Below are 17,493 nucleotides of genomic sequence, written 5' to 3' on the forward strand. Positions count from 1 at the left end.
TCCTGGCCGCCGCGCACGCTCCCGGCTCGACCGGCGGCTCAACGCCCCACTCCCCGGCGCCGCGCTGGCGCTCCCGGCTCGACCGGCGGTGCGGGGTCCGGGTCAGCTGCGGCTTCGGCGGAGCCAGGCGTACGCGGTGAAGACGGCAGTGCACCAGAGGATCGTCCAGCCGCTGAGGAGCCAGAGGTCCCCGGCCGGCGGCAGCGGTACGGCAGCGAGCGCACGAGCGGTTGCCATGAGCGGGGGTACGAGCCAGGGCGCGATGGAGCCTTGGAGGCCCAGGACCACTCCGAGCACGGCGCCGGTGACGAGCACGGTGATGCCGGCCCGGACGCTCCGGGTCACGGCCCGGCTCGCCAGCGCACCCAGCCCGACGCCGGCGGCCAGCGAGAGCAGGTGCGCCAGGACGCCGAGACCGATGCCCGCTGCCATGGACGGTTCCCCGGGCTCCGGGCCCCGTATCGCTCCGAGCGGCAGCGGCGCCACGATCGCGACCAGGCAGAACACCGAGCCCACGGCCGCAGCGGCGAGGGCTCCGGCCGCGGCCTCCCGCGCCGGGCCCACGGCGACGCGGGCGAGGCGGCGCTGGACGTCGGGCTCGGCGTCGAGGAGCAACTTGGTCAGCCAGGCGAACACGGGGAAGAACATGACGGCGGAGTAGCCGTACGCCGGGGCGGCTGCCGACTTCCCCCCGCCGTGGATGACGCCCAGCACGACCATGCCGGCGATCAGCGGGGCGAGGATCCGGCCGCTGCGGACGAAGCCTCCGAGGCGCATGCGGACCAGGGATGTCATCGCGGCTGCTCCTCGCGTACGCCCAGGATGCGGTGCCCGTCGGCACTCAGCCGGGCCACCGCCCGTTCGGCGTCCGCCCGGCGGACGGCGATCTCGATGACCACGTCGTCGGAAGGGTCGCCGACGGACTCGGTGACCGCGGCGTGGGTGCTCAGGGTGGCGTCGGCGACACGCCAGCGGATCGCGTCGGGGAGGCCGGCGATCTCGCCGCGGTGATCGCTGACCAGCACCGCTCCCCCGGCCGCCGTGACCTCCGTGACGATCTCGGGGATCAGCGTGCGGGCGTGCGCGTCGAGTCCCTCCCACGGCTCGTCCAGCACGAGCAGGCCGGGCGGGCGCAGCAGCGCCTGGGCGAGGCCGACCTTCTGCGCCGTGCCCTTGGACAGCGCGCTCAGCCGGGTGTGACGGTGCTCGGCCAGGCCGAGCCGCTCGATCCAGCGGTCCACCTCGGTCGTGCCTCGCAGACCGCGGAGCGCGGACATGGCGGTCAGATACTGCTGAGTGGTGAACGGCTGGTCGGCCGGGAACCGCTCCGGCACCCAGCCCACCACGGCCGGCCGGTCGCGCACGGCGCCGCGACTCGGCCGCAGGACGCCCGCCGCGAGCTGGAGCAGAGTGGACTTGCCCGCGCCGTTGCGGCCCAGGACCACGATCGTCCGGCCCGGGGCCACCTCGGCGTCGACCGCCTGCAGGGTCCACGGGAGCCTGCGCGCGTACCGGAAATGGACCTGGTCGAATCGCACGCAGGCAGCCTTGCACAGAGAAAGGCCCCCGGGGTGTCCCCGGGGGCCTCCTGTGGATAACCGTGGATCAGGCCTCGGTGTTGCCTACCAGGCCCTTGGTCACGTTCGGGTCGACCGGCACGCCGGGGCCCATGGTGGTGCTGACCGTGACCTTCTTCAGGTACTTGCCCTTGGCGGCGGACGGCTTGGCCCGCAGGACCTCGTCGAGCACCGCGCCGTAGTTCTCCACCAGCTGCTGCTCGCTGAACGAGGCCTTGCCGATGATGAGGTGCAGGTTCGAGTGCTTGTCCACGCGGAACGTGATCTTGCCGCCCTTGATGTCCGAGACGGCCTTGGTCACGTCCATGGTGACCGTGCCGGTCTTCGGGTTCGGCATGAGACCGCGGGGGCCGAGGATCCGGGCGATACGGCCGATCTTGGCCATCTGGTCCGGGGTGGCGATCGCGGCGTCGAAGTCCAGCCAGCCGCCCTGGATGCGGGCCACCAGCTCGTCGGTGCCGACCTCGTCGGCGCCGGCCGCGACGGCCTCCTCGGCCTTCGCGCCCTGGGCGAAGACGATCACGCGGGCGGTCTTACCGGTGCCGTGCGGCAGGTTGACCGTGCCACGGACCATCTGGTCCGCCTTGCGCGGGTCGACGCCGAGGCGCATGGCGACCTCGACCGTGGCGTCGAACTTGGTGGGGCTGCTGTCCTTCGCCAGCTTCACGGCCTCGGTGGGCTCGTACAGCTTGGCGGCGTCGATCTGCTCGGCGGCCTTGCGGTAGGCCTTGCTGCGCTGCATTTCTCGTACTCCTGTGGTTGATGGCGGGGCGCACCTACGCGCGCCCCTCCCACGACTTACTCGGGGTGGTGCCTCAATCAGATCTTGGCGACCTGGTTGAAGTTCAGCTCGACCGGCGTCTCCCGGCCGAAGATGGAGACCAGCACCTTGAGCTTCTGCTGGTCGGCGTTGATCTCGGAGATCGAGGCCGGCAGCGAGGCGAACGCGCCGTCGGTGACGGTGACCGAGTCGCCGACCTCGAAGTCGAGGACCTTGACCTCCGGCTTGGCCTTCTTCTCCTCGGCCTGCACGGCCGGGGCCAGCCACTTCAGCACCTCGTCGAGCGACAGCGGCGCCGGGCGGTCCACCCGGTCGGTCGCGCCGACGAAGCCCGTCACGCCCGGCGTGTTGCGCACGCAGGAGTAGGACTCCGGGGTCAGGTCCATCCGGACGAGGATGTACCCGGGGAAGACCTTGGCCTGCACCTGGTTGCGCTTGCCGTTCTTGACCTCGACCTCTTCGCGGGTCGGCACCTCGACCTGGAAGATGAAGTCCTCCATGTCGAGGCTCGTGATCCGGGTCTCGAGGTTGGTCTTGACCTTGTTCTCGTAACCGGCGTAGGAGTGCACCACGTACCAGTCACCGGGGGCGTAGCGCAGCTTCTGGCGCAGCTCGGCGACCGGGTCGTAATCCTCGTCCACGTCCGGCGCCGCCACCTCGGCGGCGGGCTCAGCAGCGGCCTCGACCGACTCAGCGTCGCCCGCCGTCGCCACCGAGGCCTGCTCCTCGGCGGAGAAGGCGGTCTCGTCGTCGTACTCAGGCACGCTTGCTCACTTCCGTAACTATCAGCTTCAGTTGCCGAACGACGCCTATCAGCTTCAGTTGCCGAAGGACGCCAGGATGCCCTTGCCGAACCCGTAGTCCAGCACGGCGACGATCGCGGTCATCACAGTGACGAACACGATCACGACCGCCGTGTATGTCAGCAACTCCTTGCGGGTCGGCCAGATGACCTTACGCAGCTCACTGACGACCTCGCGGAAGAAACCGCCGATGCGGCCACCGCGACGGCCTTCCTTCGACCGGGGCTTGTCGGCGTTCTCGGTGCGCTCACGGACGGCAGTGCCGCCGCCCCGCGTCACCGGCTCGCCGGCCTCCGCGTCATCGTCGGCGACTGCGTCGTCGAACACCTCGTCCTCGGGGCGGTCGCCTGCAGCGTCGTCACCGGGTCGCTTCCTCTCGGCCACTTCGCCCTCTTCCGTCGTCGGTCGGTGGATGTCGCATCAGCGCCCTACGCGGCGCGCGGATGTACCGGCGGCCCGCGCCGGGCGGTTCGCCGCCGGGCCGATACGGGTCGGTGCGCAGGGGTGACAGGACTTGAACCTGCAGCCTGCGGTTTTGGAGACCGCTGCTCTGCCAATTGAGCTACACCCCTACGTGAGGAGCCGGCACATGACCTTTCGCACGCGAAAGGCAGGGCCGAATACCCCACGGCGGACCAGTGTACGGGTAGGTCCGCGTGATTCCCAACCCGGGCCTACCTCTTGCGGATGGTAGCCCTGGCCAGTGACAGAACCTTCTCGCCATGACAGGTCGCGGTGAGCTCGATCTTGGTCAGCCCGTCGTCGGTGACCTCCTTGATCACGCCGCTGACCACCACCTCGGTGCCCTCGTCGGTGTCGGGCACGGGCACGGGACGGGTGAAGCGGACGCCGTACTCCACCACGGCGTCGGGCGCGCCGGCCCAGATGGACACGGCCCGGCCGGCGAGCGCCATCGTGTACATGCCGTGCGCGATGACCCCTGGCAGGCCGACGTTCTTCGCGATCCGGTCACTCCAGTGGATCGTGTTGAAGTCACCGGACGCACCCGCGTACCGGATCAGATCGGCCCGGGTCACCCGGAAGGTCTGGGTGGGCAGCTCCTCAGCCATGATCATTCCTCCCCGCGCTGGACGAGCTTGGACCAGACCGTGACCACGGGCTCGCCGCCCTCGGTGGAAACCTCGGTCCGGGTGGTGATGAAGTCGTGCCCGCCCCGCGACGTGATGTCGTCCACGGTGTTCACGCAGACCAGGGCGTCACCGGCGACCACCGGCCGGGTGTACGCGAACTTCTGGTCGCCGTGCACGACCCGGCTGTAGTCCAGGCCGAGCGCCGGATCGGCAAGGATCTGCCGGTTCGCGGCCATCGTGATCACCACGGGAAACGTCGGCGGCGCGACCACATCCGGATAACCGGCCGCGCGGGCCGCCTCCGGATCGTGGTATTCGGCGTCGGTGGCGCCGATCGCGGTGGCGAACTCACGGATCTTCTCGCGCCCGACCAGGTAGGGGGCGGTGGCCGGCCAGCTGCGGCCGGCGAAGGAAGGGTCCAGGGGCATGAACAGAAACTACCCTGTGGGCCCTTGGCGGGCAGAAGGGTGCACGCTTAGCGCAAATTCCTGCGGCTGGGTGGGCGGCCGAGCGGCAGCTATAGGTACGGCGGCAGGGGTGAATGCGGTGCCGGGGCGGGCGGGTGCATGGGGACGCGACCTGGGCGGGATGCGGGGGCCGTGACGCGCGGGCGCGATGCGCGGGCGGGATGTGCGGGCGGGATGTGCGGGTTCGCGACGCGAGCTGGGGGAACGCAGAAATGACGGCTACCCCGGATCGGGGTGCCGCCATCTCTTGGGGCTCAGCTCAGCGTGTCTCGCGGTGCAGGGTGTGCCGGCCGTCCCGGGGGCAGAACTTCTTCAGCTCGATGCGGTCCGGGTCGTTGCGGCGGTTCTTGCGCGTGATGTAGTTGCGCTCCTTGCACTCCGTACACGCCAAGGTGATCTTGGGACGGACGTCGGTCGCCTTGGCCACGGCGGGGTGCCTTCCTGCTCACGGGTTCACATACGGCATGCCAGCGTAGACGGTTTCCACGCGGACATGCAAAACGCCGGGTGTTCACCCGGGGTCGTACGGCATCCGGGACTAGTCCCGGACAGTAGCGGTGGCCGGACTTGAACCGGCGACACAGCGATTATGAGCCGCTTGCTCTGCCATCTGAGCTACACCGCCGCGCCAGGCTGAAATCCAGCGCCTGAGGGCGGATCACAAACCCGGTTGGAGCCCCCTTACGGAATCGAACCGTAGACCTTCTCCTTACCATGGAGACGCTCTGCCGACTGAGCTAAGGGGGCGCGCGCGATCTCTCGCTTGTTGCGCAGACAGAAGCTTACACGGCCCCGCAGCCGAGGTGAAATCGGTACCCCGGCGCGGCGTCATCGCAGATCACGCCCCTCGACGGGCGGGTTCGACGGCGCGATGGGCGGCTCGTGGCAGGGTGGCCGGCCGCGCGGAAAGCCTTGTGGACGGCGACGTTGAAGGGATCGGAAGCGGCCAAGACGAGCGGCACACAGGCCGACGTCGGCTGAGCGACGCGACCAGGCCGACGAGTGCGAAGCGAAGTGGGCAGAGCTGCGCGGGTGGAGCTGGCCGGCGGAGCTGCGGGGGTGGAACTGGCGGCGGAGCTGCGCGGGTAGCGCTGGCGGTCGCAGGAGCGGCGAAGGGCGGGGGCGCGGTCAGCCGACGGCGCGGAGGCGGCGTACCTCGCCGGTGGGGGTTTCTTCCGGCTCGGTCTGGGCGCTCAGCCAGGTGTTCAGCCGTTCCACCGGCAGCGGGCGGCTGAAGAAGTAGCCCTGGCCGATCTCGCAGCCCAGCTCGGCGAGGAGGTCCAGGGTGAGTTCGCTCTCCACGCCTTCGGCGACCACGGTGAGGCCGAACTCACGGGCGAGGCCGATCACAGCTCGCACGATGGCCAGGTCGCCCGAGTCGGTCGCCATGCCCTGGACGAAGCTGTCGTCGATCTTGATTTCGTGGACCGGGAGCTGCCTCAGGTAGGAGAGCGAAGAGGCGCCCGTACCGAAGTCGTCGACTGCCAGGCGTACGCCGAGGTCGCGCAGGCGGTAGAGGGTCGGGAGCGCGCGTTCGATCTCGCCGAGCATGCCCGGTTCGGAGATCTCGAAGGTGATCTGGCCGGGCGGGATGGCGTACCGCTTGAGCAGCTCGTGGACCTGGTCCGGGAAGCGGGGGTCGAGGAGCGTACGGACCGACAGGTTGACCGCGATGGACAGCGGCCGGCCGGCGTCCGCCCACTCCCGGCAGTGCTGCAGGCCGGCGGTGAGGACCACCTCGGTGAGGCGGTGCAGCTGGCCGGTGTGCTCGGCGACCGCGACGAAGTCCTCCGGGGAAACGTCGCCGTGCGCGGGGTGCTGCCAGCGGGCGAGGCATTCGACGCCGATGAGGTGCCGGTCCTGGATGGAGACCTTGGGCTGGAAGTGGACCTCGAGCTGGCCCGTGTCGAGCGCGCGGCGGAGGTCGGCGGCCAGGCCGAGGCGGCGTACCGCCCGGGACTCGAGGGCCGGGTGGAAGAGCTGCACGCCGTACGGAAGCGCCTTGGCCGCGTTGGCGGCGAGCTCGGACCGGCGCAGCAGCGAATCGGGATCGTCGCCGTGGTCGGGGTGCAGGGCGACGCCCGCGGCGGTGTCCACGTCGAGGGTGAGGGAGCCGACGACCATGGGGCCACGCAGCTGCTCCCGCATCTCGGTGGCGAGCCGTACGGTCTCCTCGGTGCTTTCCGCACGCAGCGTGACCACGAACTCGTCGCCGCCGATCCGGCCCACCAGGGCGCCCGGTCCGGCGATGCTGCGCAGGCGCTGCGCGACCTCGGCGAGCAGCTTGTCGCCCGCCGCGTGACCCATGGACTCGTTGACGTCGCGAAGACCGTCCACGTCGAACAGCATGACCGCGACGACCTCGCCGGGCGCCCGTACCTTGACGGACTCGGCCAGGGCGTCGGTCATGCGCCGGCGGTTGGGCAGCGACGTCAGCCGGTCGTGGTACGCGTCGTAGCGCAACCTTTCGACGAGGCGGGAATTCTCGACCGCGACCGCTGCGTGCGCGGCGATCGTCTGCAGCACCTGGACGTCGGCGGGACGGAAGGTGAGGGTGCCGCCCTGCCGGTTGACCACCTCGATGGAACCGATCGTGGTCTGCCCGGAGCGCAGGGGCACGACGATGATGTCCTTGAGCCGGCTCTCCCGCAGCGCGGGGCGCAGGTCGGCGTTGTCGTCGAAGTTCTTGCCGACGGCGACGGCGTGCTGGCCGCCCACGGCGCGTTCCCGGATGGCCGCGGGGGTGACCGCGAGGTCGAGCAGCCCCTTGTCGTCGACGCGGGCGGTCAGCTGGACCTCGGGATGGCGTCCGCTGGCCGGCAGCCACATCGTCGCGTACTCCGCTCGCATGAGGGCGCGGATGCGGCCGAGCAGGACGTCCGGGAGCGAGGCGTCGTTGCCGTGCTCCTGGACGGCGAGGGTCAGCTCGTAGACGTCAGCCAGGGTCCGGTGCTGGCGGAGAAAACCGACCAGATATCGGTACGCGAGAACGAGCGTCCCGACCAGAACGGAGAGCAGGACGATCGCCCAGGGCGTGGCCTCCACCGCGACGATGAAGACGCAGCCGATCGCGACGCTGATCGAGGCGGTGACGAGCGTCGGCAGGCCGGCGCGGAACGTCTCCTGACCCGCTTGCAACCCTTGGATGACGGTCATGACCGCCGCGAGGGCGAGCGACGCCACCAGGGCGCTCGTCATGGCGGCTGAGAAGAGGATGCCCCAGGTCCCGGGGCCGGCACCGCGGATAGGCGGCAGCGCCGCCACGACCAGAAGAGCGGCGCAGGTGGCGGCGGCCGACTTGGCGAGGTTGAAGGCGACCTTGGTGAAACCGATGCGGGAACGCAATTGGGGAAGCAGAGGCGCCAGCGTGGCGGCCAGGACAACCATCACAGGCGGCAAGTAGAAGATCGCCAGAACGAGTGGGATCTCCGAGACGACCACATAGAAGCTCTGCTTACGGATCGCGACGCTGAAGACGCCGACGTTCGCGAGGACGAGCCCGGCCGTGGCGATCAGGCCGCCCAGCCAGGACTCGTACCAATGGGGCTCTTTGACCCAGAACCACGCGACGCAGGCGAGCGCGAACATCGCCAGCGGATTGGTGATGAGCCAGGCGTACTGGGCCGACCGCGTCGGCCGTGCCGGATGCCCAGTCATCGCACTCCTCAGTCGATGGGACCGGTCCTGCGCGCAGGCACCCTGGGACGAGCGGTCAGCCCCAGTGCCAGTCGGCCTGGATCGCAGTCACCGACTGCTCCGCACCGGCCCCCGCCGTTCCGTACTCAGCGTTGGCGGCGGTGGCGCCACCGATCAACGCGGCGAGCACGAAAACCAAGCCTGCGAAGCGGCCCAGCTTCCTTGCAGACATGTTTGCTCCTGTACGAGAAAGACACCGCGGGTGGGGGGGTTCCATGATGGTGCCACACGCTGAGTACGTCAGACAGCGTCCGTGCGCCGGTCGAAGCCGCACATCCCGAAATCTTGGCTGAACGGCTGAGGTGCTGTCACGGCCGCAGCCCACATGATTGACGGCTTTGTGCCCGATTTAAGAGCACATGTGAGACCAATTCGCATGGTGCTGTCAGGCGACCTTGACGTCAAGGCGTCTTGACGACAAGGCTACTTACATGACCACTCCCGACGAACTCGAGCAGCAGCACACCCTCTCCACCGCCACAACGCGTTACGACGAGTTGAGGATGCGTGACGCGCTGGCCACGATGACGGAGGACAGTGACGCCACCCCGCTCACGCGGGAGGAAACCCTGGAGCTTCTCGCGCTGAGCGAGGTGGTCATCCGGAAGGCGGGGTACGGGCGCCAGGCGATGGTCCGTTCGGCGCGGGGCGCGGGGGCGTCCTGGACGCAGATCGGGGCGGCTCTGGGTACGAGCAAGCAGGCCGCCTGGGAGTCGCACAACCGCTGGATCGAGGACCAGGTGCGGCAGCACGAGCTGACGGGGTACCAGGGGTTCGACGAGGGGCAGGCGGACGCGGCTCGAGGGCTGGCCGGTCGCCCGGACTGATCCCCCGGGCGATCACCGCCGCTCGCCGGCCCGTCGCCGTTCGCGGCCGGGGCCGGTCAGTCGCTGGTCGCGGCCGGTGGCTGGCCGCTGGCTGCCGCCGGGAAGTCAGTCGCCGGTCGCGGCGGGGCGGTCCGTCCCGGCGGGCGGGTCAGTCGCCGGTCGCGGCGGGGCGGTCGGTCGCGCTGTACTGGGACCAGGAGCCCGGGTAGAGGCGGCCCGCGCCGAGGCCCGCGTGCTCCAGCGCGAGCAGGTTGTGGCAGGCGGTGACGCCCGAGCCGCAGTAGGAGATGACGTCGGCGCCTTCGCGTACGCCGACGGAGGCGAAACGGTCACGGAGCTGCGCCACGGGCAGGAAACGCCCGGTCTCGTCGAGGTTGTCGCGGCACGGGAGGCTGCGGGCGCCGGGGATGTGACCCGGTCGCGGATCCACCGGCTCGGTGTCGCCGCGGAAGCGGGCAGGGTCGCGGGCATCCAGCACCACGGCGGCGCCCGTCGCGGCATCGTCGATGTCGGCCAGCCGGTCGTCCGGCCACGGCCGGGGCGTGAAGACCGCGGGGGCTGGGCTGGTCGGGCCGCTCACCAGCTCTCCCTCGTACGCGGTGAGCCCGCCGTCCAGCAGCGCGGCGTCATGGTCCGTGGCGCGCAGCATCCACACGAGCCGCGCCGCGATCACTCCGCCGGCGTCGTCGTACGCGATCACGGTTCTGTCGTCGCCGATGCCCGCAGCGGCCATGCCCTGGGCGAAGACCTCGGGATCGGGAAGGGGATGCCGGCCGTCGGCCGGAGAGGCGTGCCGGGCCAGCCAGCGGTCCAGATCGACGAAGACCGCGCCCGGCAGATGACCCTTCTCGTACGCTTCACGGCCGGAGCGGCCGTCGAGATACCAGCGCACGTCGGCGAGCACCACCCGGTCCCGGTGCTCCTGCAGCCACTGCACGTCGACGACCGGACCGATCACGCCGCTCCCCTATCCCTCTTCCGTCCGCTGACCGCGGCTTCTCGCAGCGCGACTTCGCGTTTGTCAGCGGTAGTTGGTGAACTGCAGGGCGACGCCGAAGTCCTCGGCCTTGAGCAGGGCGATCACGGCCTGCAGGTCGTCGCGCTTCTTGCCGGTGACCCGCAGCTGATCGCCCTGGATCTGCGCCTGCACACCCTTCGGGCCCTCGTCGCGGATCTTCTTGCTGATCGCCTTCGCCTTGTCCGTCTCGATCCCCTCGATCACCTTGCAGTCGATCTTGTAGGTCTTCCCGGACTGCCGCGGCTCGCCCGCCTCCAGCGACTTCAGCGAGATGTTCCGCTTGACCAGCTTCTCCTTGAAAACCTCCAGCGCGGCGGAAACCCGCTCCTCGGTCTCCGACGTGATGGAGACGCCGTTATCCCCCGACTTCGCGATGGAGGTGCCGGTCCCCCGGAAGTCGAACCGGGTGCCGAGCTCCTTCTCCGCCTGGTGGAAGGCGTTGTCCACCTCCTGGCCGTCGACCTTGCTCACGATGTCGAACGACGGGCTGGCTGCCATGATCAGACTCCTGCTGCTGGGCCACGTATCGATGTCCGCGGAGGCCGCGCAAGGGCCCCCGACATGCCGACCGTACCCGGTTGTGGATCCGGCCGACGGTATGGCTATCCTGTTGTTCGCTGCCGCGGGAAACCGTGGCGGCCATGCCCAGGCGGGTTGCCCGAGCGGCCAATGGGAGCGGACTGTAAATCCGTCGCGAAAGCTACAGAGGTTCGAATCCTCTACCCGCCACAGGCAAGCAGAACGGCCCCGTGAGCTGCGGAAACGCGCTCCGGGGCCGTTTTCGTCGAGTCCAGCTCGATCCAGCCGAGTCCGGCTCGTTGCCAGTGGCTGTGGGCGGGAGGGCGGCCACCATCCCAGAAGCCCGAGACCTCTGCCGGAGGCACGCCCGGACCTGAGATCGTTCCCAGATGCGCGAACTCGATCCGCTGGTACACGAGGAGAGCCGATGCGGGTCGGTGGCCGACGCTCTCCGACATCGAAGCGGCCCGCTGTGCCGGAGCCGCCGCGATCGGGTACGCCAACGGGCCCGGGAAGGTAGACGCGTTCGCGGGATCAGACATCGTCGTCATCACGTCGATGGAGAGATCACCGGCGTTTTGTCTCCAGCGTCCCCCTTGTCCTCGCTTCCCCGGCAAGGACTGAGCTGCCAGACCGAGGGCACGGCGCGGGTGCTGGTGTCCCCTGGCCTCGGCGGCGGCGGACCGAGTTAGCCCAGGATTCGGGCCATCAGCGGGCCATTACGGCGGCCAGCTGAGGCCACTTTAGGCCACTCGACCTCTCGCCGCGCTGCCCGAAAAGTGATCACAGGGTGCCTTGTCGCTGCCCCGGCAGGGGAAAAGCCCGAGGCTCCTCCCTCAGCAGCTAACGCGAATTCGGCCTTGCGGAAATGCGGGCACGGAATTCGTAGCGAAAATCTTGAACCGGATCGACTAATTTCGTCTTATTCGTGAGAGTATGAAAATCGTTGACAGATTCGCGAGCGAAGTTTTCACGCAACATCGTCCGCAAGAACCGCACCGACTTCGGGAGGCATGCGATGGCACGGCCACAAGATCTGGTGTGCGAGAAGTGCAAAGCCAGGCACACGGGCAGCTGGAGCGCGAAGCTATGCCCGGATTGCGCCAAGAAGAGCGGGCAGAAATCCCCTGAGCTCCACGACGGACTGAGCTGATCGACGTTCAGCCACGCCCGGCGGAAGGAGGTTCACGACACGCATGGGAATCCCGATGGACACAAACGCTTTGTCGATATTATTTGAAAGAATAGGCGAATTACAGCACGGCATTGACGACGGCACCATATCGGTGCACGACGGGTCGGAACAGATTCTCGCGCTCTGGAAGAAGGTTGTCGCAGTCTTGCCCCCTGGAAACGGCCATGTTCGAGAAGGCTTGGCAGCCTGGATCATGACCAACTGGGCGACTGCACAGCAGCAATACGGAGACTCCGCGTCTGAACAGTGGAGGCAGTTCCTGGAAAGGCTGGACAAGGTCCAGTAGAGGCCGTCCTCGTTCCTCTTTACGGCCGCGGCGTCGTGTCGGGCCGGCGCGACGATCCCGGATGAGCCGGGTCGTCGGCGCCGGCGATCCGCATTTCGTCGGGGCGACCGTGGCCGTCGGGAAGGGTCTGCACCTGACCTGGCGCCGGGACCTCGCCGTTCTACGGGAGGGGGCGGGCGAGGGTCAGGGCCTGGAAGTGGAAGCCGTGGTCGATGGTGTGGAAGTCGACCAGGTCGAATGCTTCTGAGGCGTAACGGAGGAGGCTTTCGTCCGAGCGGAATGCGAAGAAGCGGCCGTCTTCCTCCATGATGCCTTCCGAGTCTGCTCCTCCGTATAGGCCGACGAAGAACAGGCCGCCCGGCTTGAGGACTTCGCGTACGGCACGGAAGGCGGCGGGCAGGGTTTTGTCGGGTACGTGGAGCAGGCAGTTCAGTGACCACACCGCGTCGAAGGCCGCTGGGGCGAAGCCGAGGTGGAGGACGTCGCGTACCTCTGCTGTCAGGCCTTTTTCGCGGCAGCGGGCGACGTGTTCGGGTGCGATGTCCACGGCGGTGACCTTGAGGCCCTGGTCCGCGAAGTAGGCGCTGTCCTGGCCTGTGCCCGCTCCCAGGTCCAGCAGGGTGTTCGCCTCGATGGCTTGGAGGCGGTCCAGGAACGCGCCGCGCTCCTCCAGCTTCCACGATTGTTTCGCCGTCGCCTCGCGTTGGGCGGCGCGCGCGTCGTAGATGGTTCTCAGGCTGCTGACCACGTCGTCGTAGCTCATCGATACCTCCCTCCTCAGGGTGGCTCACCGGGCGGCGGATGTCGCGCTTGACGGGCTGGGGAACGTGGCGAAGGTCATGCGGTCCGTGCCGCCTGCCGGGGGTACGCGTCGAGCTACGGTCGGCGGGTGAGTCGCGTACCTTTGTCCGTCCTTGACCTTGCCACCGTGCGTGAGGGTCACGACAGTGCCGATGCTCTCCGGGGCACGACGGAGATCGCCCGGGCCGCCGACGAGCTCGGGTATTCGAGGTTCTGGGTGGCTGAGCATCACAACATGCCGGCCGTGGCGTCGACCTCTCCTCCCGTGCTCATCGCTCACGTGGCGGCGAGCACGCAGCGGATCCGGGTCGGTTCCGGGGGCGTGATGCTGCCCAACCACATGCCGTTCGTGGTGGCCGAGCAGTTCGCGCTGCTGGAGGCGCTGCACCCGGGCCGGATCGACCTCGGCATCGGGCGGGCGCCCGGCACCGATCAGGCCACCGCCACCGCTCTTCGCGGGGTGTCGCCGCATCTGACGGTCGAGCAGTTCCCCGACCACCTCGGCATGGTGCTGGCGCTGCTCGGCGACGACCGGGTCGCGCCGGAGCGGATCGAGCGGCTCAAGGCCACGCCCGCGCCCGCGAGTTACCCCGAGGTGTGGATGCTCGGGTCGTCGACGTACGGGGCTCAGGTGGCTGCCGCGCTCGGGCTGCCTTTCTGTTACGCGTACCACTTCGCCATGAGTTCCGATGTGGACACCGCCGCGCGCCTGTACCGGACGGGGTTCAAGCCGTCGCCGCGATTCCCCGAGCCGCACCTGATGATCAGTGCCTCGGTGATCGCCGCGGAGACGACCGAGGAGGCGCAGTTCCTGGCCGGCCCGAGCCGGATCATGGCTTTGAGCCTGCGTACGGGACGGCTGGGCCCGATCGTGTCGCCCGAGACCGCCGCGACGCGTGAGCTGTCCGATCTGGACCGGGCCGTGCTCGACCAGCTTCCCGGCACGCAGTACGCGGGGACGGCCGACGAGGTCGTGGCCGGGCTGGACGCGCTGGTCGAACGCACCGGCGCCGCCGAGTTGATCCTCGCCGGCACGGTGTACGACCCGGCCACCCGGCGGGACTCGCTGGCCCGGATCGCCAAGGCCTGGGGCCTCTGACTTATCCACATCACGGCCCGCGGCACGCCGGCCTGTGGATAACCGGGTTCGCCGACGCGGCAACTTTGCCAGAATCGGCGCCATGGTCTGGCACATCACGAAGGACGTCGACGACTTCCTCGACCGGGCGGGCGGCTTCCTCCGCGCACGCCCGGTGGAGAACACGGTGCTGCTGACGATCGCTGACACCGTACGAGTGCACGGGCCGGGCGCCTACGGGTCCGAGGCGCCGGTGTTCGGGTGGCGGGACGGCGAGGAGGCGGCTTTCCTGCGTACGCCACCGCGCGAAGCGTTGTTGTCCGCGATGTCCCCGGAGGCGGCCGCCGAGCTTGCCGGAGTTCTGTCCGAAGCGGTTCTGCCCGGCGTCATCGGACCGGACGCGACCGCTGACGCCTTCGCCGCCGAGTGGGAGCGACTCACGGGCTCCGGCTCGCGGGTGCACAAGAAACAGCGGCTCTACCGGCTCGGCGCCCTCGTCCCGCCGACGTCCCCGGCGAAGGGCTCGGCTCGCGTGGCGGGCAGCGCCGACCGTGACCTGCTCATCGACTGGATGGCGGCCTTCTACCGGGAGGTCGGCGAGGAACCGCACCAGGTCGAGGAGTTCATCGACGACAAGCTGGCGCACGACGGCATGCTTCTGTGGGAGCTCGACGGGCGTCCGGTCTCGATGGGCGGCACGACCCGGCCGGAGTCCGCGATGGTGCGGATCCAGGCCATCTACACGCCGCGTGAGCACCGGGGTCAAGGGTTCGCCGGTGCGGTCACCACGGCCCTGAGCCAGGCCGCGCTCGACGCCGGGATGTCGCACGTCCTGCTGTTCACCGATCTTGCCAACCCCACCTCGAACGCCCTGTACCAGCGACTGGGCTATGTACCTCTGGAGGACCGCAGCATGGTGGAATTCATCGCATGAGCCGGATCTTGCAGGTCAACATCGCCGTGCCCGAGGACAGCAACGCCAAGAACGTCGGCCGGACCGGGATCAACAAGCAACCGGTCACGCACCCGGTGGCCGTCCGGGCACCGGGCCCCAAGGGAACGCTGCCGCCGGAGCAGGCGAGCGGGCTGGCGGGCGACCAGATCTTCGACATCAAGAACCACGGCGGGGACGATCAGGCGGTCTACGCGTACGCACGGGAGGACTACGACTGGTGGGAGAAGGAGCTCGGGCGTGAGCTGCCGGGCGGGCTCTTCGGCGAGAACCTGACCACAGTGGACGTCGAGGTCGGCGGGGCCGTGCTCGGGGAGAAGTGGCGGGTCGGCGAGACGCTCGTGCTCGAGACGACGTTCGGGCGCATTCCCTGTGCCACGTTCCAGTGGAAGATGCAGGAGCCGCGGTGGGTGAAGCGGTTCGCCGCCGAGAACCGGCCGGGGGCGTACCTGCGGGTGGTGACGCCGGGCGACGTCCAGGTGGGCGACTCGGTGACCGTCGTGGAGCGGCCGGAGCACGGCGTGACGATCGCGGAGAGCTTCCGGGCATGGATGCATGAGCCGGAGCTGCTCCCGGAGTACCTGGGAAGGGACGGGGTCCCTGAGCGTTTCAAGGCCGAGATTCGTCGCAGGCTCGGGCGTGCGGGCTGACCTGCCCGTTCATTGACGGTTTCCGTGGAGGGAGAGTCAGATGGCCGATCAGATAGTCGAGCGTGGCGGGGTGCCCGTGCTCGTGTGCGACGCCGATGGTGCCCCCGTCGCGGGACCGCAGGACGCGCTCGATCTGATCGGTGCGGCGTACGCGGGCGCCGAGGTCGTGGCGATCCCCGCGGAGCGGCTCGATGCGAGCTTCTACCGGCTGAGCACGGGCGTGGCCGGCGAGATCATGCAGAAGTTCGTGAACTACCGGATCCGGCTCGCCGTCGTGGGTGACATCTCGGCTCACGTGGCGGAGAGCGGGGCGCTTCGTGACCTGGTTCGCGAGACGAACAAGGGCAAGCAGGTGTGGTTCGTGAAGGACTTGCAGGAGCTCGACGACCGCCTCGGGTGAGGGCGGCAACGCGGGAACGGCCCAGAGGACGGTTGAGCCCTCGTGCCTGATGAGGTGATCGGGCACGAGGGCTGACAATCGATGGTCGCCGCGGCGGGGAACGCTACAGCGGCTGCCAGAGGGCTGCGACGTTCGGGGGTTCCCAGGTCACGAGCGAGGTGTGGGCGATGCGGCACTGGTAACGCTTGCCGTCGTACGTGACGATCTGGCCCAGCTGGTAGGCCACGTTCGGGGCCCAGGCGGCGCCGGCCGGCGGGGCCGTGGTCGTCGGGCGGGTCGCCGGCGGGGTCGTTGTCGGCGCTGTGGTGGGTGCCGTGGTCGGCGGGGTGGTGGGAATGGTCGTCGGCGGGCGGGTTACGGGGGTGGTGGTCGGCGGGGCAGGTGGGGTGGTTGCCGTGCAGTCGTCCGCCGGGGCGATGGAGTCCGTGTGGGTTGTGCCCGCCGAGCGGTACGACGCGATCGCCGCGTTCGCCTGGGCCGGGGTCAGGACCTGGCGCTTGGCGTGGAAGACGTAGTCGATCGACTCCTGCCAGACCGAGGTGGCTCCCGCCGACCGGCCCGCGAGGTCGATGAACCACTGGTTGAAGTCGATGGACATCTTCTGCCTCGGGTAGACCTTGCCCGAGTGGTCGCCGACGAGGGCGCCGTCGATGTAGTACTTCACGTGGCCGTCGGCGACCGTGGCCATGACGTCGTGCCAGCCCGCGATGCTCCTGGCCTGCTGGCTGTGCTGGTTGTCGGCGTACCAGGGGTCGGCCACGTACGTGTACCAGGTGGTCTGGTAGTTGATCGGTCCGGCCTCGCCCCAGCCGCCGTTGGGCAGGTACTCCGAGAAGTCCATCTCCGAGTAGAGCGGGTCCTTCGGGGCTGCCAGCGGCGAGATCGTGTAGAACGTCTGGTTCACGTGGTCGCCGTCGGGGCCGGTGGACGGCGCGTCGGCGAACTTGATGCGGGCGAGGTAGGTGCCCTCGAGGAAGCGGCGGTTGCTCTGCGAGAACTCGGCGTGCGACGTGCCGGCCGCGGTGCCGTTCGTCTTGGCGGTGAGCTGCGCTACCCGCTGACCGTCCACGGTCGGGAAGGACACGTTGTCGGCCAGCCAGCTCGCGCCCGGTACGCCTGGCCCGCCCGCCTGGCCGCGGATGCTCCAGCCGCGCTGGGACAGCGCTGGGTCCGTACGGGAGGAGTAGCTGAAGTCGTCGAACAGCGCGCCGCATGCGGTGGCCGCGCTGCTGCTCGGGGCGGCGGCGATGCCGTAGGCGAGCGCGCCCGCGGTGGCGGCGAGCGTGGCGCCGACGGTGATGGTGCGTTTCCGGCCCATGGGGGAAGGGCCTCCTCGGGTATCGGGGATGTTT

Annotated in this window: 20 protein-coding genes and 4 tRNA genes; 7 read left to right on the forward strand and 17 right to left on the reverse strand. The window is 69.2% G+C overall.

Annotated features, from left to right (window positions below):
* Nucleotides 1-102 precede the first annotated feature (102 nt).
* The 13 genes from IT780_RS33575 to IT780_RS33635 form a co-directional block, all read right to left on the reverse strand.
* A complete protein-coding gene (locus tag IT780_RS33575; protein ID WP_199515845.1) occupies nucleotides 103-795 on the reverse strand; it encodes a hypothetical protein in 693 nt (230 codons plus the stop codon).
* Nucleotides 792-1,538 carry an ATP-binding cassette domain-containing protein gene (locus tag IT780_RS33580; protein WP_199515846.1) on the reverse strand — a complete coding sequence of 249 codons (747 nt, stop codon included), beginning with the start codon at nucleotides 1,536-1,538 and terminating at the stop codon, nucleotides 792-794. The genes IT780_RS33575 and IT780_RS33580 overlap by 4 nt, the downstream gene beginning before the upstream one ends.
* A 67-nt stretch (nucleotides 1,539-1,605) precedes the next feature.
* Nucleotides 1,606-2,319, reverse strand: a complete 714-nt coding sequence (gene rplA / locus IT780_RS33585; protein WP_199515847.1) for a 50S ribosomal protein L1 — start codon at nucleotides 2,317-2,319, stop codon at nucleotides 1,606-1,608.
* A 77-nt stretch (nucleotides 2,320-2,396) separates the two neighbouring features.
* Nucleotides 2,397-3,122 (reverse strand): transcription termination/antitermination protein NusG, encoded by a 726-nt coding sequence (gene nusG, locus IT780_RS33590; protein ID WP_199515848.1) that lies wholly within the window; start codon nucleotides 3,120-3,122, stop codon nucleotides 2,397-2,399.
* A 54-nt stretch (nucleotides 3,123-3,176) separates the two neighbouring features.
* The gene (gene secE, locus IT780_RS33595) at nucleotides 3,177-3,545 is read right to left on the reverse strand and encodes a preprotein translocase subunit SecE (protein ID WP_199515849.1); all 369 of its coding nucleotides are present in this window, start codon (nucleotides 3,543-3,545) and stop codon (nucleotides 3,177-3,179) included.
* 115 nt (nucleotides 3,546-3,660) lie between these two features.
* Nucleotides 3,661-3,733: transfer RNA gene (locus IT780_RS33600), tRNA-Trp, on the reverse strand.
* Nucleotides 3,734-3,835: 102 nt separating this feature from the next.
* Nucleotides 3,836-4,231: a MaoC family dehydratase gene (locus tag IT780_RS33605; protein ID WP_199515850.1), complete on the reverse strand. Its 396-nt coding sequence runs from the start codon at nucleotides 4,229-4,231 to the stop codon at nucleotides 3,836-3,838.
* Between the two features lie 2 nt (nucleotides 4,232-4,233).
* Nucleotides 4,234-4,680, reverse strand: coding sequence for a MaoC family dehydratase N-terminal domain-containing protein (locus IT780_RS33610; protein WP_199515851.1), 447 nt, complete (start codon nucleotides 4,678-4,680; stop codon nucleotides 4,234-4,236).
* A gap of 298 nt (nucleotides 4,681-4,978) precedes the next feature.
* A complete protein-coding gene (gene rpmG, locus IT780_RS33615) occupies nucleotides 4,979-5,146 on the reverse strand; it encodes a 50S ribosomal protein L33 (RefSeq protein WP_015618978.1) in 168 nt (55 codons plus the stop codon).
* A gap of 125 nt (nucleotides 5,147-5,271) precedes the next feature.
* Nucleotides 5,272-5,344 (reverse strand) — tRNA-Met (locus IT780_RS33620).
* A 46-nt stretch (nucleotides 5,345-5,390) separates the two neighbouring features.
* Nucleotides 5,391-5,466 (reverse strand) — tRNA-Thr (locus tag IT780_RS33625).
* A 381-nt stretch (nucleotides 5,467-5,847) separates the two neighbouring features.
* Entirely contained in the window at nucleotides 5,848-8,376 is a 2,529-nt protein-coding gene (locus tag IT780_RS33630; protein WP_199515852.1) for a putative bifunctional diguanylate cyclase/phosphodiesterase, read from the reverse strand.
* Between the two features lie 55 nt (nucleotides 8,377-8,431).
* Nucleotides 8,432-8,587 (reverse strand): hypothetical protein, encoded by a 156-nt coding sequence (locus IT780_RS33635; protein ID WP_199515853.1) that lies wholly within the window; start codon nucleotides 8,585-8,587, stop codon nucleotides 8,432-8,434.
* A 259-nt stretch (nucleotides 8,588-8,846) separates the two neighbouring features.
* On the opposite strand from IT780_RS33635, the gene IT780_RS33640 reads away from it, so the two are divergent.
* On the forward strand, nucleotides 8,847-9,242 hold the full coding sequence (locus tag IT780_RS33640; RefSeq protein ID WP_199515854.1) for a hypothetical protein: 396 nt from the start codon (nucleotides 8,847-8,849) through the stop codon (nucleotides 9,240-9,242).
* Nucleotides 9,243-9,390: 148 nt separating this feature from the next.
* Here IT780_RS33640 and IT780_RS33645 read toward each other — a convergent pair whose 3' ends face one another.
* Both IT780_RS33645 and IT780_RS33650 read right to left on the reverse strand, forming a co-directional pair.
* Nucleotides 9,391-10,200 (reverse strand): sulfurtransferase, encoded by an 810-nt coding sequence (locus tag IT780_RS33645; RefSeq protein ID WP_199515855.1) that lies wholly within the window; start codon nucleotides 10,198-10,200, stop codon nucleotides 9,391-9,393.
* A gap of 63 nt (nucleotides 10,201-10,263) precedes the next feature.
* A complete protein-coding gene (locus IT780_RS33650; RefSeq protein WP_199515856.1) occupies nucleotides 10,264-10,758 on the reverse strand; it encodes a YajQ family cyclic di-GMP-binding protein in 495 nt (164 codons plus the stop codon).
* A gap of 150 nt (nucleotides 10,759-10,908) precedes the next feature.
* On the opposite strand from IT780_RS33650, the gene IT780_RS33655 reads away from it, so the two are divergent.
* Nucleotides 10,909-10,989: transfer RNA gene (locus IT780_RS33655), tRNA-Tyr, on the forward strand.
* Nucleotides 10,990-11,975: 986 nt separating this feature from the next.
* Entirely contained in the window at nucleotides 11,976-12,260 is a 285-nt protein-coding gene (locus IT780_RS33660; protein WP_199515857.1) for a hypothetical protein, read from the forward strand.
* Between the two features lie 160 nt (nucleotides 12,261-12,420).
* Here IT780_RS33660 and IT780_RS33665 read toward each other — a convergent pair whose 3' ends face one another.
* Complete coding sequence (locus IT780_RS33665) at nucleotides 12,421-13,023, reverse strand: class I SAM-dependent methyltransferase (protein WP_199515858.1); 603 nt, start codon at nucleotides 13,021-13,023, stop codon at nucleotides 12,421-12,423.
* Between the two features lie 126 nt (nucleotides 13,024-13,149).
* Between IT780_RS33665 and IT780_RS33670 the strand changes: the two genes are divergently transcribed.
* From IT780_RS33670 to IT780_RS33685, 4 genes are all read left to right on the forward strand, one after another.
* Complete coding sequence (locus IT780_RS33670) at nucleotides 13,150-14,160, forward strand: LLM class flavin-dependent oxidoreductase (RefSeq protein ID WP_199515859.1); 1,011 nt, start codon at nucleotides 13,150-13,152, stop codon at nucleotides 14,158-14,160.
* 82 nt (nucleotides 14,161-14,242) lie between these two features.
* On the forward strand, nucleotides 14,243-15,073 hold the full coding sequence (locus tag IT780_RS33675) for a GNAT family N-acetyltransferase (RefSeq protein ID WP_199515860.1): 831 nt from the start codon (nucleotides 14,243-14,245) through the stop codon (nucleotides 15,071-15,073).
* Complete coding sequence (locus tag IT780_RS33680) at nucleotides 15,070-15,741, forward strand: MOSC domain-containing protein (RefSeq protein ID WP_199515861.1); 672 nt, start codon at nucleotides 15,070-15,072, stop codon at nucleotides 15,739-15,741. The genes IT780_RS33675 and IT780_RS33680 overlap by 4 nt, the downstream gene beginning before the upstream one ends.
* A gap of 40 nt (nucleotides 15,742-15,781) precedes the next feature.
* Complete coding sequence (locus IT780_RS33685; RefSeq protein WP_199515862.1) at nucleotides 15,782-16,141, forward strand: DUF4180 domain-containing protein; 360 nt, start codon at nucleotides 15,782-15,784, stop codon at nucleotides 16,139-16,141.
* A 103-nt stretch (nucleotides 16,142-16,244) separates the two neighbouring features.
* Here the strand turns inward: IT780_RS33685 and IT780_RS33690 are convergent, their stop codons facing one another.
* A complete protein-coding gene (locus IT780_RS33690) occupies nucleotides 16,245-17,459 on the reverse strand; it encodes a carbohydrate-binding protein (protein ID WP_199515863.1) in 1,215 nt (404 codons plus the stop codon).
* Nucleotides 17,460-17,493: the final 34 nt, after the last annotated feature.

This window comes from Nucisporomicrobium flavum, from assembly GCF_016464385.1.
Lineage (GTDB): Bacteria > Actinomycetota > Actinomycetes > Mycobacteriales > Micromonosporaceae > Actinoplanes > Actinoplanes flavus_A.

Bases quoted from the DNA above. Each gene is read 5' to 3' on its own strand.
- IT780_RS33575 (WP_199515845.1), bottom strand. From the start codon at position 795: ATGACATCCCTGGTCCGCATGCGCCTCGGAGGCTTCGTCCGCAGCGGC.
- rplA (WP_199515847.1), bottom strand. From the start codon at position 2,319: ATGCAGCGCAGCAAGGCCTACCGCAAGGCCGCCGAGCAGATCGACGCC.
- IT780_RS33605 (WP_199515850.1), bottom strand. From the start codon at position 4,231: ATGGCTGAGGAGCTGCCCACCCAGACCTTCCGGGTGACCCGGGCCGAT.
- IT780_RS33610 (WP_199515851.1), bottom strand. From the start codon at position 4,680: ATGCCCCTGGACCCTTCCTTCGCCGGCCGCAGCTGGCCGGCCACCGCC.
- IT780_RS33630 (WP_199515852.1), bottom strand. From the start codon at position 8,376: ATGACTGGGCATCCGGCACGGCCGACGCGGTCGGCCCAGTACGCCTGG.
- IT780_RS33635 (WP_199515853.1), bottom strand. From the start codon at position 8,587: ATGTCTGCAAGGAAGCTGGGCCGCTTCGCAGGCTTGGTTTTCGTGCTC.
- IT780_RS33640 (WP_199515854.1), top strand. From the start codon at position 8,847: ATGACCACTCCCGACGAACTCGAGCAGCAGCACACCCTCTCCACCGCC.
- IT780_RS33650 (WP_199515856.1), bottom strand. From the start codon at position 10,758: ATGGCAGCCAGCCCGTCGTTCGACATCGTGAGCAAGGTCGACGGCCAG.
- IT780_RS33660 (WP_199515857.1), top strand. From the start codon at position 11,976: ATGGGAATCCCGATGGACACAAACGCTTTGTCGATATTATTTGAAAGA.
- IT780_RS33665 (WP_199515858.1), bottom strand. From the start codon at position 13,023: ATGAGCTACGACGACGTGGTCAGCAGCCTGAGAACCATCTACGACGCG.
- IT780_RS33675 (WP_199515860.1), top strand. From the start codon at position 14,243: ATGGTCTGGCACATCACGAAGGACGTCGACGACTTCCTCGACCGGGCG.
- IT780_RS33680 (WP_199515861.1), top strand. From the start codon at position 15,070: ATGAGCCGGATCTTGCAGGTCAACATCGCCGTGCCCGAGGACAGCAAC.
- IT780_RS33685 (WP_199515862.1), top strand. From the start codon at position 15,782: ATGGCCGATCAGATAGTCGAGCGTGGCGGGGTGCCCGTGCTCGTGTGC.
- IT780_RS33690 (WP_199515863.1), bottom strand. From the start codon at position 17,459: ATGGGCCGGAAACGCACCATCACCGTCGGCGCCACGCTCGCCGCCACC.